This is a genomic window from Mycobacterium shunyiense (assembly GCF_058270075.1).
The window spans coordinates 424631-440922 of record NZ_JBZDPU010000015.1; the positions used below are offsets into that span (position 1 = coordinate 424631).

Sequence of the window (16292 nt, forward strand, 5' to 3'; positions counted from 1 at the left end):
TGTCGGTAGTCACTAAAGGTAGTCAGCAGTAGGTTGCAGCACAGTTGCACACGTTGCAGGGCGTTCGAGGGCCGGGGGTTAGCACGTCGGCGAGCCGACCAAACTAGCCCAGGTCGGAGTCGATACCGGCCAGGTGACCGCGGGCCTGCGCCCTGGCCAAGGGGTCGGCGTCGGCATGGTCGTGCAACACCCGCCAGCCCTGTCGATCGTCACGGCCGTCGGGCAGTGCCAACCACCGCCGCAGCAGGCCCAGATCGCTCCCGGTCAGCACCGCTTCGCGCAGGCCGGCGCTCAGCTCGGTGCGCAGCCGCGCGATCGCCGGTGAGACCGACTGCGGCAGCAACGCGCCCGAGTACGCATCCAGGGCGGCCGAGACGTTCCCGGCCTGCAACGCGTCGTACACGTCACCCATGTCGCTGGCCACCGGCGCCAACAGCCGGTACGGCCGCGACTCGATGTAGCTGCTGCCGATGACCCGCCGCAGCCGCGACACCTCGGCGCGGACCGTGACCACGTCGAGGTCCTTGTCGTCGAGCAGCATGGCCAGATGATCGGCACTCAACCCCTCGGGGTGCCGGATCAGCAGGACCAGGATGTCGGCATGGCGGCCGGTGAGAACGCTGGACTGGGGCCGGCCCTCGGCGTCTGCCATCCGCCAGCGCGGGCGGTCGGCGCCCAGCACCGTCAGCCGCGCCGTCTCGGTTTCGGCCGGCTCGGCCGGTCCGGTGAGCCGCAGCAGGGCCAGCTGGTTCTCGACCGCCACAGCAGTGGCCCTGACCAGGGCCAATGTCTGAGGTGTGGCGACCGCGGACCCGCCGGTCAGGTCGATGGCGCCCAGCAGCACCCCGGTGGCCGGGTCGTGCACGGGCACGGCGGTGCAACTCCACGAGTGCACGGTTCGGGAGAAGTGCTCGGAGCCCAGGATCTGCAGTTCCCGGTCCAGCGCCAGAGCGGTGCCGGGCGCGTTGGTGCCCGCCGCCCGCTCACTCCAGTCCGACCCCGGGACGAAGTTCATCCCTTCGGCCTTGCGGCGTGCGCCGTGGTCTCCCTCGACCCACAGCAGCGTGCCGTCGGCCGCGGTGATCGCCACCAACACGCCGGCGCCGACGGCGTCGTCGACCAGCAACCGACGGATCAGCGGCAGGGTGGGCGCGAGCGGGTGCGTGTTGCGCAACTCGGTCAGCGAAGCGGCCGCGGCAGCCGCCCGGGCGCCCATGTCGGGGTCCACCCCGGTGGCCAGACTGCGTTGCCAGCTCTCCACGATGACGCGACGAACCGGGGTGGTGTCCAGAGAATCGGCGTCCACCCGGCCCGCGATGAAAAGGTCATGGATCGCACGCACCTTCGCGGGAAGTGCCCGGGGCGACATCCGGCCTCCCACGCTTCTCGATGCGGCCACCGCTATCACGCTCCCGGCGTCGGGCCATTGACATGGCATTCACGCGTGTCCGCCAGGATAGTTGACCTGCCCGGGCTGTGATGGATCCCACCCGCTGGTCAGGCGCCCGGAAATCGGGAAATCCGTCGATGACCGGTATAGTTGGGCCACGGCGGCTTGTCTGTTCTGCCTTTGCCGCCTTCTCGATCGTCAACCGAGCGCCGCGAGATGTCACTCGCGCCGGGCAGGACGACCGCCCTCTATTTTCGGAGCTTTCATTTTGTCTGTCCAAGAAACCCCTGGCACCGCCGTGCCTACTTTCGCCGAGCTCGGCCTGCCCGCCGAGATCGTCGCCACCCTCGCCGGTAACGGCGTGGAGTCTCCCTTCCCGATCCAGGCCGCGACGCTGCCTGATTCGCTCAAGGGCCGCGATGTCCTCGGCCGTGGCCGGACCGGGTCCGGCAAGACCTACGCGTTCCTGTTGCCCCTGGTGGCGCGCTTGGCGACCAGCGGCACCCGCCGGGCGCCGAACCGGCCCCGCGCGCTGATCCTTGCGCCGACCCGTGAACTCGTCACCCAGATCGAGGCCTCGCTGGCGCCGCTGGCCAAGACGACCGGCCTGCGGTCGGTCAACATTTTCGGTGGCGTGGGCCCCAACCCGCAGATCTCCGCCCTCAGAGGGGGGGTGGACATCGTGATCGCCTGCCCGGGCCGGCTCGAAGACCACATGCGGTCGGGTCACGCCGACCTGTCCGCGGTCGAGGTCACCGTGCTCGACGAAGCCGACCACATGGCCGACCTCGGCTTCCTGCCCGGCGTGAAGCGCCTGCTGGACCGCACGCCGAAAGACTGCCAGCGCCTGCTGTTCTCGGCCACGCTCGATGCCGGGGTCGACGTGCTGGTCAAGCGCTACCTGCACGACCCGGTGGTGCACAGTGTCGATTCGGCGCAGTCCCCGGTGACCGCGATGGTGCACCACGTGCTGCACGTGGACAACGCCTCCCGGGTCAACGTGGTTGCCGATCTGGCCGCCGCCCCCGGGCGCACCATCGTGTTCGCCCGCACCAAGCACGGTGCGAAAAACCTGACCCGTCAGCTCAATTCGCGTGGCGTCTCGGCAGTTGAGCTGCACGGCAACCTGTCCCAGAATGCCCGCACCCGCAACCTGACGGCGTTCTCCGACGGATCGGCCGGAGTGCTGGTGGCCACCGACATCGCCGCCCGCGGTATCCACGTCGACGACGTCAGCCTCGTCGTGCACGCCGACCCGCCCGTCGAGCACAAGGCCTACCTGCACCGGTCCGGCCGTACGGCACGCGCAGGCAACGAGGGCACCGTCGTGACGCTCATGCATGACGCACAGGTCTCCGATGTGCGCACCCTGACCAAGAAGGCCGGGGTCAAGCCCACGATCACCCGGGTGAACGGCATCGACCATCCGGTGCTTCGTGAGATCGCCCCCGGCGACCGGGTTTTCGGTGACCCGATTCGTCCCGAGCCGGCCACCCAGGCCGCTCCGGCACCGCGGCGCCAGGGCAACCGGTCCGGGCAGCCGGGCAAGTCGGGCCAGCAGCAGGGCCGCAACCGCCCGAACGGCTCCTCCCGCAACGGCGGCGGACCGTCGGCCCGCTCCGGGGCCGGTACAGGCGGACAACAGCGCGGTGGCGGACACCGCCGTCCCCGCCGCGACTCCGGCTCTGCTCGCTAGCCCGAACCAGACGAAAGTGTGCGGTCCCGCCCGGTCCTCTCCACCGGACGGGACCGCACATGTCTTTCTGGGCTGAGCGGCCTCAGGCTCCCCACGCGTTGGCCGCACTGCGGTCGGTTGCGGCCACCTCGTCGGCGCCGTCGCGCACCGCATTGCCCAGGGAGAACAGGATCTCGTTGAGGGCCGCCGCGGCCTGGTTCCAGCGGGCCTGTTCGACGGCATAGGCCTGCGCGGCCTCACGGGTCCAGACCTGCTGCAAAGGCGCGATCTGCGAACGCAATTCATCGAGAGCAGCGTTGAACCGGCTCGACGTCGTGTGGATCTCCTGGCGAACCGAGTACTCGATCTCGCCGAAGTCGTAGGACAGCACATGATCCATGGCCGGCGCCGATCAGATGCCGTCGCCGACGGCGCCGAGCCGCTGCGCGTGAGTGTCGGTAGCAGCGCGCAGCGTGCGCTCGTTGGTCCGGATGGTCTCCGCGATACGGCCCAACGTGGTGTGCAGTGTCAGCGATTCAGTGTTCCAGCGGTCCACCACGTCACGGAACCGCGCTGCCGCCACGCCGCCCCAAACTGACGGTGGCACGCTGCTCATCTTTCCGATGAAGCTCTGCAGCATGGCCCGGACGTCGTCGTTCAGCACGTCGATCCGGCCCGCCACACTCGTCATTACCTCGAAGTCGGTGCCCAACGGCCCCGTCGGCGCTCGTGACATGTCCTCTGGTCCTCCGGTCTTGTGTTGCGGGATATAACAATTCGACGCAGCGCGGCGCTGTTTGGTTCCACCCGATTTCAGAACACCGCGTGTGCGGACCGGGTGGCCGCCTCACACGCCCAGCGCACGGCCTCACCGTGTCCCGGTGCGCTCTGGCATCCGACCGCGATCCGCACCACACCGTCGACGAACACCGCCCAACGGATCTCCCGCCCGGCCCGGACTTCCCGGTAGCTGACCACCTGTCGGGCTGCCACGACCGCAGACGGATCGAAGTCGACGAACACCCCCGCGGGTTGCTCCCGCAGGGCGGCCTGCAGAGTGTCAGCCACTGAGCCGTCACCGACACCGGACTGGGTCAGATGAATCATCAGCTCTGGGTCGCTCGGCGAAACCACCTCGACCCGAGCCGATCCCGGCCCCTCGGTGATTCTTCGTACCGTCCAACCCGCCGGAATCTGCACACCCACCCGGCCCTCGACCAGGACCGTCATCGACGGGTGGTCGGTGGGCGGACCGTGAGCGGCGAAGGCGATCCCACCGAGTACCGCAGCCAAAGCCGCTGCAGCGCACATCGCGAACTTCCCGGTCCGACTCCGCCTGCCAAGTTGCTCATCGACCTCGGTATCCGGTGCCACGAGCGTGTTCCGCCAGGTCCGGGCGTCGGCCACGCTTGCCACCAGGTCACGACGGCGCAGTCCTTCCACCACCTCGTTACCCAATGTCACAGCTCCGGACACCTCGACCGGAGCGTCGACAACCACCTCTGCCGATCTGCCGGCGATCGCCAGCACTGCGCGCACGACCGCTTCGGCATCCGGATCGTCCAGAGCATGGCGCGCCAGTGCGATGCCACTCGCATGGACGCCGGACACCATGACGACCTCGTCGGCGATCTCGACCACCACCGAGGACCCCGCGGACAGCGACGCACTCAGGGCCTGAACCCGCTGCATCACAACCACTTCAGAGCCCATCGCGCCATCCCGCACACGGTCGCACCGGTCGGCTGTCCACCACGTGGGACACACCAGGGTGAGCATCCCCGCCCCGGCACCGGCCGCACCGAGTACCTCGACCCACAGATCTGACACTGCGACCGGCTCGTCCTCGATCAGCGCGATCTCGTCGTCGATGCCGGCCACCGCGACTGCGGCGAGGTCCGCCGCAACGGGGCCTGGTCCGCGCACGGTCACCGGACCCACCTCGATGACGGCTGACGTCACCGCGCCTCGCCTCCTCCAGACAGGGCGATCTGAACCAGCTGATCGGGTGCCGCGCGGGTGATCAGCGTGCCGCGCCCCGGTGGAAGGCGAACCGGCCGTACCGTTCCCAGTAGTACGCCGTCGTCGGGGCCGGCGCTCATCATCAGGCCCATGCAGCCGAGGTCCCTGACCGCAGACAGCACCGGATCGAACATCGCACGCGCCGCACCGCCGGAACGGCGGGCCAGCAGCAGGTGCAGTCCGAGGTCACGGGCATGCGGCAGGTAACTCAACAGCGGTGACAACGGATTCGGTCCGCCTCCGGCCACCAGATCGTAATCGTCGACCACGACGTAGAGTTCGGGTCCGGTCCACCACGTGCGGTCGCGAAGCTCCCGCTGGGTGACCTCGGGACCCGGCAACCGGTCCTTCAGTGTCTCAAGCAATCTCGGAAGTGCCGCGTCCAACGCCGCGACCGAAGTGGCGTATCCGGCCAGATGTCCCGATTCCACCGCGCCCAGCAAGGCGCGGCGGAAATCCACGATGAGCAGTTGCACGCTCGCCGGGTCGTTGCCCGCCGCCAGGTCGCAGCACAGGGCGCGCAGTGCGGTGGACTTGCCGCATCCGGTGTCACCGAAGATCACCAGATCGGGCTGAGCGTTGAAATCGACCAGCACCGGCATGAGTTCGCGTTCACCGAGCCCCAGCAGCACCTCGGTGGCGGGCCGGATCCGAGACACCGGGTGCAGCTCGTGTGCGTGCACACACGGCGGCAGGAGCCGGATCTCCGGCGCGCGAGCCTCGCCGCACTGCACCTGCAGAATCTCCCCGATCCGCTCCAGCGCCGCGCCGATGCCGGCGTCAGACGGTGTGCCATCCAGCCGGGGCAAGGCGATCAACAACTCACGGCCGTCCTGGGTGAGTCCCCGCCCCGGCGCGCACTGGGTCAACTGCCTGGCGCGTTTGCGGTCCATCTCGGACTCGGCCGGATCACCGAGCCGCAACTCGATGCGGGTACCCAGTTGGTCCTTGAACGCGGGACGGAACTCTGCCCACCGCGACGCGGTCGCGACCACATGGATGCCGAGCGAAAGCCCCTGCACGGCAAGCGCGGTGACCGTCGGCTCAAGCGCGTCGAATTCGGCTCGGAACGTCGACCAGCCGTCGATGACAAGGAACACGTCACCTGAGGGATCAGCGATCTCCCCGGCATCACGACGGGTCCGGTATTCGGCCATGGAGCCGATGCCGAGCGCGGTGAACCGCGCCTCACGGGCGCTGACCAGGGCCTGCATCTCGGCGACGGTGCGCCGGACGAGGTCAGCGTCGGCGCGTCCGGCCACGGCGCCGACGTGCGGCAGGGCTTGCAGTGCACTCAGCGTTCCGCCACCGAAGTCCAGGCAGTAGATCGTCACGTCCCGGGGATGGTGGGTCGCTGCCAGTGCCACCGCCAGAGTCTTGGCCGCCGTGGATTTTCCGGATTGCGGACCGCCGACGATCGCCACGTTGCCCCGGCCGCCGCCCAGCGACAGCATCAGTCGGTCCCGGCGCTGTTCGAAAGGTCGGTCGACCAACCCGATCGCGACGTCGAGCGGATCGGGATCCGACAGCAGGACGTCGCTGAGCGGCACGGCACCCGGCAGCGGCGGCAACCAGACCTGGTGTGCCGGTGTGCCGTACCCGGCCAACCGGTCGACGACCTGCTGCAGCACGGTCGTGGCGGCGCCGGAGGCCCCGCGGCCGGCCGACATCCACGGTGCGGTGAACCGGCTGGGGCCTGGAGCCTCGAGCGGCCGCTGGTCGGGCACCGAACCGGCAGCGGAGACGAACGCGGTCTGAAATCTGACGATCTCCCCGGCCGGTGTCTTCAGGTAGGCCGCTCCGGGCGTGTTCGGCAGCTCGTACGCATCGGCGATACCGAGCACTGATCGGGACTCGTTGGGCGAGAATGTCTTCAGGCATATCCGGTACGACAGGTGGCTCTCCAGCCCACGCAGCCGGCCCTCGTCGAGGCGCTGGCTGGCCAACAGCAGGTGTATGCCCAGCGAGCGCCCGAGTCGGCCGATCGCCACGAACAACTCAGCGAAATCGGGATGTTGCTGCAGCAGTTCGGAGAACTCGTCGACCACGATCAGCAGCGCCGGTAAGGCGGGCAGCTCGGTGCGGCGCCGGTATTCCGCGATATTGGCCAGGTTGCCGGCTGCCCGAAGCAGTTCCTGACGCCGGGTCAACTCTCCGGCCAGCGCATCGGCCATCCGGTCCACGAGCTGCGCCTCCTGCGCCAGGTTGGTGATCAACGCGCTGACATGACGCGCCCGGTGCAGGCCGAGAAATGTTGCCCCGCCTTTGAAATCGATGAGGACAAGGTTGAGGGACTGGGGGGAATGTGTGGTGATCAACCCCAGTACCAGTGTGCGCAGGAACTCCGATTTCCCCGAGCCGGTCGCACCGACACAGAGCCCGTGCGGGCCCATGCCGTCGTGCGCGGCCTCCTTGAGGTCGAGGTGAACCGGGGTGCCGTCGGCACGCCGCCCGACGGGAACCCGGAGGAACCGCCTCGGATCCGATGTCGTCCATACGCTCGGCGGATCGATGCCGGCCGGGTCGTCGATCCTGATCAGCTCCGGCCAGCCGGCAGCCACGGGCATCGGAGCACGACGCCATCGCGCCAGCCACCGGGCACAGGTCACGGCCTGCTCGCGGGTCATCCGGTCCGGGCGCGCCGAGACCGCGCCGAGTCGCACCAGGTCAGCCTCGAGGTCCAGATGCAGGTCCGCCGTGGCGTTTCCGGCACGAGCCGCGACGGTCAGTACGGTGACGCCCGCACCGGGGCGCGACACCACAGGCCCGGTTGTGGCGGAATCGACGATGACGACGGTGTGTGCCGGCGGATCTGTGGCGGGCAGGTCGGTCAGTGTGCGCAGCCGCAGCGCGACCGGTCCACGGTGATCATCATCGGGATACCAGTGGTGGCCAAGCCATTTCAACCATTCCCATTCGTCTGCTGTCGCTACGTCGCCGACCACGGCGATGCGCATGTACCGCGGACTGTGTGCCGTGGCCAGTTGGCAGATCACCGCGCGCAGCAAGGCCCGGGCCGCGTCGATCGGTCCCTCCACCGACACGTGCCCGAGGCCGCGCAGCTTCACCGTCACCGGGACTCCTGCCACCGTCGATCGATGCCGGATCAGTTGGGCGAGAGCCGATACCGTCACCGGGTCGGCTTCACGCCCGGGGTCATCGCCACCGGCGACCAGCCTGGTGGACGACGGCGTGTCCCCCACGCCCACGCGCACCTCACAGAAGCCAGGGTCATCGGGGACGCGTCGCCACATCTGTTCGCCACCGGCCAGCGTCCACAAGCACCCCGGATCGGGATGTGCGGCATGCAGGCCCAACCACTGCGCGCGGGCGGATTCACCGGCCACTGTGTCGATCCCGTCCAGGTAACGCAGGTACTCCCCGCGGTCCCGGTGGAGCTGCGATGCGCGGCCGCCGTTCTTCATGCTGTAGGCGGCCGTGCCGATCGCCGACATGGCCATCATGATCGGGAACATCATGGCGGCCGGACCACGTGTCGCGGGCGCGCCAGAGGTGACGTACACCGCGACCATGCCGCCCATCGCGACGACGACCAGCAGCGGCAGCAACCTGGTGAGCGGGCTGATCGGGTTGTGGCGCGGCAGCGCAGGCGGTGCATCGATCACAAGCTCCGTCACCTGCGACTCCGGTACGGGGAGCTCGCGGGCGGCGTGCGGTGCGCGGATCGGTTCCATCGACATTTGGACGCACGCGGGGCCCGCCGGGTTCCCGCTGCGCACCGGAAAAATTGGTGTACGACGAGGTTCCTCGAGTCGGTTAGCGTGGCAGATGTCGGCGTCAACCGGGGGTGATGCGATGCCGGATTCCTTGTGTCACGTATCGATTCACTTTGGCGCTGCTGACGCGGCCGGGCACGGCGCCACGGTCGACCTGTCCTTGCCGGGCGCGATGACAGTAGGCGAACTCCTGCCGTGGATCGTCGACGCGCTCGGCGCCGCCGACGGCACCGCGCTGCGCTGGCGGTTGGCACACCTGGGCGGAAACGATCTGAACGAGTCGGCGACCCTGTCGCAGAACGATGTTCGCGACGGCGATCTGCTGGTGCTTGCCGGAGCCCGCGAAGAGCCCACGCCAGAACGGTCGCTGACTGCCGTGTTGACCGGCGACTCCACGGAGGACGCCGTGTCCGACGGACTGCGGGTGGCCGCCTGCTTGTGGGCCTGCGCGCTTGGCGTCGTGGCGCTGGCGTGGACCGGGCTCGCCGGCAGCGGATTGGACCGCATTGCCGTGGCCGCGGTGGCGGCAGTGGCTGTCTCTGCCGTGGCGCTGGCTGCCCGGCGTTTCGATCTGAGTTCGGCAAAGGTCGCGGCGCTCGACGTCGCAGCGCTCGCGCACGCGGCAGTCCTCGGTTTCCTCGTCGTTCCGGCCGGGCCGGCTCCGGCGAACTTCTTTCTGGCTGCGATCGCTGCGGGATCACTGGGCGCGATACTGATGCGGGTATCCGGTGGCGGCTCGGAGACTCTGCTCGCGGTCGTCACGGTCACCGGGGTGGTCGCCGCAGCGACCGGTTTCGTCTCGTGGTGGCCCTCGGCCACCCCGATACTGGGTTCGTTGGTGAGCGCACTCGGGGTGGGCCTGCTGCCGCTGACACCGCGGTTGTCCATTGCGTTGGCCGGCCTGACGCCGCCGGTACCCGGGTATGCCGGCGACGAGACGCCAGAGCCGGACGGATTCGACGTCGATGCACGAGCTCTCGTCGGGCACCGGTACCTGGCGAGCCTGGTGGCCGGTTGTTCGACCGCTGCCGCGCTGGGGACGGCAATCCTCACATTCGCCGGTCCGCAGCGGGTCACAGCCGTCGAGGTCACGTTCGCCGCGGCCGTCGGCGTGGCGCTACTGCTGCGCTCACGCAGCTACGTGTCGGGCCGTTGCCGCACCGTCGCCGGCGTCTGCGGATTCCTCTCGCTCACTGCAGCTTTCGTTCTTGTAGTGGCCTGGAATCCAGTACATGGCAGTTGGACCGGAGTGCTCGCCGTCGGCACTGGGATCGCCCTGATCTGGCCGGTCACGATCCACAGTCCGGCCGCAGCTCGGTTCGCAGATGCCCTGGAGTACGCCGCGCTGGCCGCGGTGGTGCCGCTGACATGCTGGCTGGCCGGCGCTTTCGACATCGTTCGCGACCTGGCACTGAGGTGAACAGGCCGGTCCGGTTGGCTGCGGCGCTGATCGTCGGGTTTCCACTGCTGCCCATTGCGCCGGCAGCAGCCGTCGTACCACCCGCAGTCGATGCGACTTTGCTCCCTCGGCCTGCGCCACCGGGACCCGTCGAGCGCACCGAACAACGCCAACCCTGCTATCAGTCTCCGGCCGACGCCACCGCCGCTGTGGCGGGGTCTCCACTGGGACTGGAGTCGGTGTGGCCGCTCACACGCGGTGCGGGGCAGAAGATCGCGGTGATCGACACCGGGGTCGCCCGGCACCGTCTGTTGCCGCACCTTGTCGGCGGTGGTGACTATGTGTCACACGGCGACGGTACCGCCGATTGCGACGGCCACGGCACGATCGTTGCCGGAATCGCCGGTGCTGCACCTAGTCCCGGATTCAGCGGGGTCGCACCCGACTCCGTCATCCTGGCCATCCGTCAGTCGAGCAACAAGTTCAGCGCGGACGGCGGACCTACCGGTGTCGGCGACGTCACCACCCTCGCCATGGCGGTGCGTACCGCAGCCGACCTCGGCGCCACCGTCATCAACATCTCGTCGCCCGCGTGCGTAGCCGCCACCGCAGCACCCGACGACCGAGCCCTCGGCGCCGCACTGAGCTACGCCGTCGACGTCCGTAACGTCGTGGTGGTGGCCGCAGCCGGCAACGTCGGCGCGGGCTGTACGCAGCAGGAAGGTCCCACCGGTCCGGCCGGCGTACCCGACTGGGACAGTCTCCGCACGGTATCCAGCCCGGGCTGGTACGACGACCTGGTGTTGTGCGTGGGTTCGGTCGGATCCGACGGCACGGCATCGGTTTTCAGTCTGGCCGGTCCCTGGGTCGATGTGGCCGCGCCCGGCGAGAATCGCGTCTCGCTTCACCCCGACGGCGAACGGTTGATCGACACGATCGGACGGGAAGCCCCGATTTCGGGAACCAACTATGCCGCGCCCGTCGTGGCCGGGGTGGCTGCGCTGGTGCGCGCCCGGTTCCCGCAACTCAGCGCGCGAGAGGTGATGCGCCGCATCGAGGACACCGCACGTACTCCGGCCGACGGCTGGAATCCGTTGGTCGGGCACGGTGTGGTCGACGCCCTGGCCGCCGTCAGCGGCGGCACTCCGTCGTCTGTGTCCGCGCCGGCCGTCCCGGCCCTGGTAGTGCCGGGTGCCCCGGCCTCGATCGACGCCCGGCCCCAGCGCATCGCCTTCGGCGGCGCCGCCGTGTGCGTCGGCGCGACGCTCCTGATCGCACTGATGATGGCAGCCAAGCGGTTACGCCGGCACCGCCCGGGCGCCGGTCGTCACGTCCCGGCTGACTGAGGCGGCTTCGCGGTTCAGTTCGGGCCCCCGTGGCAGCATCGCGAGCATCGGCCACGGCGCGGGAACAGGGTCGGTACCCAGACCGAGCATTTCTGCGGTGGCCCCGTCGCGGATCCCGAACAGCACGCCCCGATCGTTCAACAGGTACAGCGGCCCACCGTCGATGCCGTCGCGGGTCACACCCGCGGCCTGCAGCAGCACGCTGCGGCCACCCGGAATCACCACCCGATCGACATTCGGGCCCATACCGTCTGCCTGCGCCAGTTGCACACTGTGATCGGGCAGCGAATCTGCCATGACCACACTGGTATTCGTTGCCGATCCGCGCTGCCGCGGATCCCAGTTGGCGCACACCACCGCAGGTGCCCGCGGCACTACCCGCTCCGGGAACCGGGCCACGGCGAGGTTGTCGGCCACCGGCACGTCGGCCACGACGTCGGCCGGAACGACGGGCGGTTCGTCGTGCGACTGAGCCACGCTGAATCGGATGACGTCGGCCGCCACCCGGCCGACGCGTTGGAGGCCGTCGGTCAGCACCACATAGAACTCGGCGGGGCCGGCGCGTACCACGCGCACCACGGTGCCCACCGCGAGTCCGCCCAGCGCGGCCGGTCCAGGGTTGCCCACGCCCGCGATCGGCGGTGCCCGTAACGCCGGCGCCTCGGGCACCGAGTCCAGCAGGGCTTGCGAAACCGCTTGTACCGGCAAACCTTCCAGATGCAGTGCTCGTACCACGGCGATGTCGCGGAGATCGACCCGCGCCCGCCACCCGTCGGCTAGCAGGTACGTCGCCCCTCCCATCGTGCGCGCCGACACGAGCAACGCCTGACCGCTACCCAACGCCACCATCCTGCGGTCGCCCCGCCCCGCCAGCAGCACTGTCTCGGCCGGCTCTGTGCCGTCGCAGACAGCCCAGTCCGATTCGTCGAGGCTCAGCGGTTGACCGAGCTCGGCCGGGGCGCCCGGGATGCCCACCAGTGGGCCGCGCCGGAACTTGGCGATGGCAGCGGCGTCGACCACCAGCGGATTCACCGGTGTACCGACGATGAGCCGGGCCGAAGCCAGATCAGACACCGGGTGCACGGTGTCGTCGACGCGGACGTACAGGGCTCCGGTATCGCGCGCCAGCAGGATCGCCGCATCACCTGGCACCGATCCTGGACGGACCAGCGCCAGCACCGCACACACCGCGATCGCTGCAGCCGTCAGGGCGCAGCCCGCGCCGTAGGCGACCGCCTGCGCGCGCAGCGGATCATCGAGCATCCGCGCGTCACCGCGAACCAACGCGTGTGTCATGCGCCGCAACAGGAATCGATGCCCGCTGAGCTGTAGCCGAGTGGCAGTTCGCCGTGCCATATGTCCCCCGGCGATCACCCTAACCCGGTCGGAGGCACGCCCCACGCAGTGATTCCGGCCTGCACCTGCTCACGACACCCGGCACCGTCAGCTCAACGTGTAGGTGAGCCCGTGTCCGGCCAGGCCATCGAGAAAGACACGCGGCTCGACGATCTGTGCCGGGCTCACGGCCCCGGTGGCGGCGAATACGTCGTCGAGGGTCGTCCCCACGATCGAGGCCGCGATGGGAGCCGTCAGATCGAAGATGCCCTCGGCGTTCAGGGTAGCTGTCCTTTCGCCGGATTCTCCTGCCGCCCTGACCGATATCCAGAAGCGCGTGGGGTCGTCGTCGATCCGGGTGTGAGTGGACCGGGTCGTCGCACCGAAGAGCGATTCGGCCAGCGAATGGAACGGGCTCCGCAGCGCCGCGCCTACCGCGCGGGTCATCAGCGGAACGAAGCGGTCCGGCACCGGGCTTCCGAATGTGCTGGCAGACATCCACGTTCGGACGGCGCCGACATCGAGATGTCGCGGAACGGTGACGGCATCCGGTGCCGGGTAGGTGAACACGGTCTGGGTGCCGACCGGATCCGGGAACGCCGCCGTCTGGAGCAGGGGCGTCCTGACCTCGACGTACCTCCGATCGAACTGGACTATGGGCTGCCCCATTCCACGCAGGAAGTTGGCGTACGCGGCGCCGCTCGGCGTCCAGTCGGTGATGTGATAGGCGATGTCGACGATGTCGATGCGCCCCGTCTCGGCCGCGATCAAGGTGACCAACGCATCGGCGAGCGCCGCGTAGAACCCCGCGGATGGAATCAGGGCGACACCGGCACTCGCGGCGGCAGCGCTCAGTTCGTCGAACACGTACTGGATCGAGCGTTGCTCACCGCTGATGTCGACATAGTGGGTCCGGGTGGCGATCGCGGCACGGGCGACCGGTTCGCAGGTTTCGACGAACGACCCGGCCGCGTTGACGACAGTTCGTACGTCCGAGCAGATCTCCTCGACTCGTGACCGGTCACTCAGGGCACCGGACTCCACGCGGACGGCCTGACCGATATCGGCCGCCAGCTTGTGCAATTTGTCGAGGTCGCGGCCCACGCACACTACCGAGCGGCCGGCTGCGAGAAGTTCACGCACGATCTGCTTTCCGGTGTATCCGGTGGCTCCGAAGACCGCGACGTCGGTTGATCGGTTGTCAGGCACTGATTCTCCCTATCGGGCTGAAGGACTGGAGGGCGAAATGGTGTGGCGCGAAATCCCGACGCGTTCCCACCCACGCAGGATCACCTCATCGGTCAATGGTGCGTTGGTAGCGAGATAGTCACGGTAGGCGGCCATCGACCGCTTTGTTTCGCGATCGGTGAGCGTCCGGACCAACCCCGCGGCTTCGCGCCGCATCGAGGCAACTCCCGGCCTGGTGCTCGAGTCATAGACCGCGCGTTTGATCTCCCGAGTGACCGCCGGCGGTCTGGCCGCCAGGCGATCCGCGAGCTCTACCGTGCTTGCGCGCAGTCGTTCTCGTGGGCAAACCTGGTGCACGATGCCGAGTCGGGCCGCGTCGCCAGCCGTGAGCCAGCTCCCGTCGAGCAGCAGTTGGACGGAGGCCGCCGCCCCCACGATCCGGGTCAGACGTTGGGTTCCCCCGGCCCCGGCGAGCAGGCCGATTCCTGACTCGACCAAGCCGATCTTGGTGTCATCCGCCATGATTCGGATGTCGCAGGCCAGCGCGAAGATCGCTCCCATCCCGAGGGCGAGACCGTTGATCTCGGTGATCACCACCTGATCCAGCCGGGACAGCCGGTCCAGGGACCGGTAGGTCCGGGCCAGGAACAAAGTGTTCCGCAGAGCGGTTCGACGCAGTACGGCGTCCACACTCCGGTTGGCGACGGCCACCCGCGCACCCGCGATGACGGCCCGGGCCGGGCCGTAGCCGACGCTGACCGGCACCGATTCGGCTCCGCGGAGCAGTGACGGTACGTCGAAATGAGTGAGATAGGTGTCATCGCTGCCCCTGAACACCACCGCCCGTATTGTCGAATCGCGGCGCAATTCCCTGGTGAGCCGGTCCAATTCGATGCTCATCGGCTCATCGAAGAAGTGTCGGGGCGGGTTGTTGAAGGTCACCGTGAGCACACGATCGGATTGATCGGTGACCAGTCGCGGCGAGGTACTCATGCCGCGACGACATCCCGTACGTCCCGCACCCAGGTTCGGGCGATCTGCCCGGCCAGGCGGACAGCGTTGCTCACCGTGGTCCAGTCGACGTTGTCCACGGTGTCGGACGGGCGGTGCAGGTGGCTCACCCAACCGTCCTCGACGGACAGTAGCGAGACCGCAGGCAGGCCGACGTGGGTCATGATCGCCGCGTCCGTGGCATTGGGGAAGCTGACCTGCTCGAGGTCCAAACCGAGTTCGGCGGCAGCGCGATGGGCCCGCTCGACCGCATCTGCCGCCAGCGTGTTCGTCAACGCCTCTCGCGCAGACACGACCATCGGCCCACGACTGCCGACCGAGTCGAGATTGATCACCAGGGTGTGGTCGGGGTCCAGTTGCCTCCGATGACGGCGGAGCCAATCCTTGATTCCGGTGTTTCCGGCCTCTTCGCCACCCGGAAACACCACCAGCACAGTGGTTTCCGGCAGAGGTGAGGCTACGAACTGGCCGGCGAGCGCGAGCACAGCGGCAACGCCCGAGGCATTGTCGTTGGCCCCCGGGGCGGTCCGACTTCCCATCGACTGCACCATGAGCGCTGCACTCGCCGCCAAGGCGGCGCCGGCAGCAAACCTGATCCGGCGGGACGGGATCGCGGCCGCCGCCAGTGCCGTCAACGGGATGGCGTGACTGGGCACCGCGTGGCCGGTGGCCGCGGCCAGGCGGCGGCTCGCCGCGACGGCATACGGATGCCACACTGCGCCCATGTGCGCAGCATCGTGATGGGCACAGAGCACCACCGTGCGACGCGAATGACCTGCCGCCGGAATCCGCGCCCACACCGATACGCCGCGTCGCGCCGGCAAGAGCCGACGCGCCCACTGCAGCCGTCCCGAGACTTCCAGCTCATAAGACACCGCGATCGCCGCACCTCCCCACCGCGCCACCGGATGCCGAAGCGCCGCGAGGCCGGCGCCGATCGCAAGGTGCACGAGATGCGCAGGGGCCCAGGATGTCTGGCTGCGGAATGTAGAGGTCGCGACATCTTTGGCGCCGAGCCCGTGCAAGCGCTCACCGAGGTAACGCGCCGAGGCACGCTCCCCCTCACCCGCAGTTCGGCGATCGAACCTGACCAGTTGCTCCACGTCGCGACGCATCGCGCCGACGTCGGCCGGCCCGTCGAACTCCCCCACCGAATCCATAGCGCCTCCCGCTTTCCGTTTCACAGAGT

General features: G+C 68.8%; 12 protein-coding genes. 3 read left to right on the top strand and 9 right to left on the bottom strand.

Annotation, left to right across the window (positions count from 1 at the left end; genetic code table 11):
• Window positions 1-103: 103 nt before the first annotated feature.
• Window positions 104-1369 (bottom strand): GAF domain-containing protein, encoded by a 1266-nt coding sequence (locus AC4ELH_RS16385; RefSeq protein WP_498885423.1) that lies wholly within the window; start codon window positions 1367-1369, stop codon window positions 104-106.
• Between the two features lie 319 nt (window positions 1370-1688).
• On the opposite strand from AC4ELH_RS16385, the gene AC4ELH_RS16390 reads away from it, so the two are divergent.
• Entirely contained in the window at window positions 1689-3086 is a 1398-nt protein-coding gene (locus AC4ELH_RS16390; protein WP_448445876.1) for a DEAD/DEAH box helicase, read from the top strand.
• Between the two features lie 82 nt (window positions 3087-3168).
• On the opposite strand, the gene AC4ELH_RS16395 is transcribed toward AC4ELH_RS16390, so the two are convergent.
• The 4 genes from AC4ELH_RS16395 to eccCb all read right to left on the bottom strand — a co-directional run bounded on the left by AC4ELH_RS16395 (window position 3169) and on the right by eccCb (window position 8782).
• On the bottom strand, window positions 3169-3465 hold the full coding sequence (locus AC4ELH_RS16395) for a WXG100 family type VII secretion target (RefSeq protein ID WP_064883162.1): 297 nt from the start codon (window positions 3463-3465) through the stop codon (window positions 3169-3171).
• Between the two features lie 12 nt (window positions 3466-3477).
• A complete protein-coding gene (locus tag AC4ELH_RS16400) occupies window positions 3478-3801 on the bottom strand; it encodes a WXG100 family type VII secretion target (RefSeq protein WP_448445878.1) in 324 nt (107 codons plus the stop codon).
• 77 nt (window positions 3802-3878) lie between these two features.
• Complete coding sequence (locus AC4ELH_RS16405) at window positions 3879-5027, bottom strand: type VII secretion-associated protein (protein ID WP_448445880.1); 1149 nt, start codon at window positions 5025-5027, stop codon at window positions 3879-3881.
• Window positions 5024-8782 (bottom strand): type VII secretion protein EccCb, encoded by a 3759-nt coding sequence (gene eccCb / locus AC4ELH_RS16410; RefSeq protein WP_498886186.1) that lies wholly within the window; start codon window positions 8780-8782, stop codon window positions 5024-5026. Before eccCb ends, AC4ELH_RS16405 begins: the two co-directional genes overlap by 4 nt.
• Window positions 8783-8903: 121 nt before the next feature.
• Between eccCb and eccD the strand changes: the two genes are divergently transcribed.
• Window positions 8904-10244 carry a type VII secretion integral membrane protein EccD gene (gene eccD / locus AC4ELH_RS16415; RefSeq protein ID WP_498885426.1) on the top strand — a complete coding sequence of 447 codons (1341 nt, stop codon included), beginning with the start codon at window positions 8904-8906 and terminating at the stop codon, window positions 10242-10244.
• Window positions 10241-11569, top strand: a complete 1329-nt coding sequence (gene mycP / locus AC4ELH_RS16420; protein ID WP_448445884.1) for a type VII secretion-associated serine protease mycosin — start codon at window positions 10241-10243, stop codon at window positions 11567-11569. Before eccD ends, mycP begins: the two co-directional genes overlap by 4 nt.
• Here mycP and eccB read toward each other — a convergent pair.
• The 4 genes from eccB to AC4ELH_RS16440 form a co-directional block, all read right to left on the bottom strand.
• Window positions 11522-12925 carry a type VII secretion protein EccB gene (eccB, locus tag AC4ELH_RS16425; protein WP_498885428.1) on the bottom strand — a complete coding sequence of 468 codons (1404 nt, stop codon included), beginning with the start codon at window positions 12923-12925 and terminating at the stop codon, window positions 11522-11524. The genes mycP and eccB overlap by 48 nt on opposite strands.
• A gap of 87 nt (window positions 12926-13012) precedes the next feature.
• On the bottom strand, window positions 13013-14113 hold the full coding sequence (locus AC4ELH_RS16430; RefSeq protein WP_448445888.1) for a saccharopine dehydrogenase NADP-binding domain-containing protein: 1101 nt from the start codon (window positions 14111-14113) through the stop codon (window positions 13013-13015).
• Window positions 14114-14122: 9 nt separating this feature from the next.
• Window positions 14123-15085: an enoyl-CoA hydratase/isomerase family protein gene (locus AC4ELH_RS16435; protein WP_448445890.1), complete on the bottom strand. Its 963-nt coding sequence runs from the start codon at window positions 15083-15085 to the stop codon at window positions 14123-14125.
• Window positions 15082-16263, bottom strand: a complete 1182-nt coding sequence (locus AC4ELH_RS16440) for a M28 family metallopeptidase (protein WP_448445892.1) — start codon at window positions 16261-16263, stop codon at window positions 15082-15084. Before AC4ELH_RS16440 ends, AC4ELH_RS16435 begins: the two co-directional genes overlap by 4 nt.
• Window positions 16264-16292: the final 29 nt, after the last annotated feature.

Excerpts from the sequence above, each read along its gene's own strand:
- eccD (WP_498885426.1), top strand. The coding sequence starts at position 8,904 with ATGCCGGATTCCTTGTGTCACGTATCGATTCACTTTGGCGCTGCTGAC.
- eccCb (WP_498886186.1), bottom strand. The coding sequence starts at position 8,782 with ATGGAACCGATCCGCGCACCGCACGCCGCCCGCGAGCTCCCCGTACCG.
- eccB (WP_498885428.1), bottom strand. The coding sequence starts at position 12,925 with ATGGCACGGCGAACTGCCACTCGGCTACAGCTCAGCGGGCATCGATTC.
- AC4ELH_RS16395 (WP_064883162.1), bottom strand. The coding sequence starts at position 3,465 with ATGGATCATGTGCTGTCCTACGACTTCGGCGAGATCGAGTACTCGGTT.
- AC4ELH_RS16385 (WP_498885423.1), bottom strand. The coding sequence starts at position 1,369 with ATGTCGCCCCGGGCACTTCCCGCGAAGGTGCGTGCGATCCATGACCTT.
- AC4ELH_RS16440 (WP_448445892.1), bottom strand. The coding sequence starts at position 16,263 with ATGGATTCGGTGGGGGAGTTCGACGGGCCGGCCGACGTCGGCGCGATG.
- AC4ELH_RS16435 (WP_448445890.1), bottom strand. The coding sequence starts at position 15,085 with ATGAGTACCTCGCCGCGACTGGTCACCGATCAATCCGATCGTGTGCTC.
- AC4ELH_RS16400 (WP_448445878.1), bottom strand. The coding sequence starts at position 3,801 with ATGTCACGAGCGCCGACGGGGCCGTTGGGCACCGACTTCGAGGTAATG.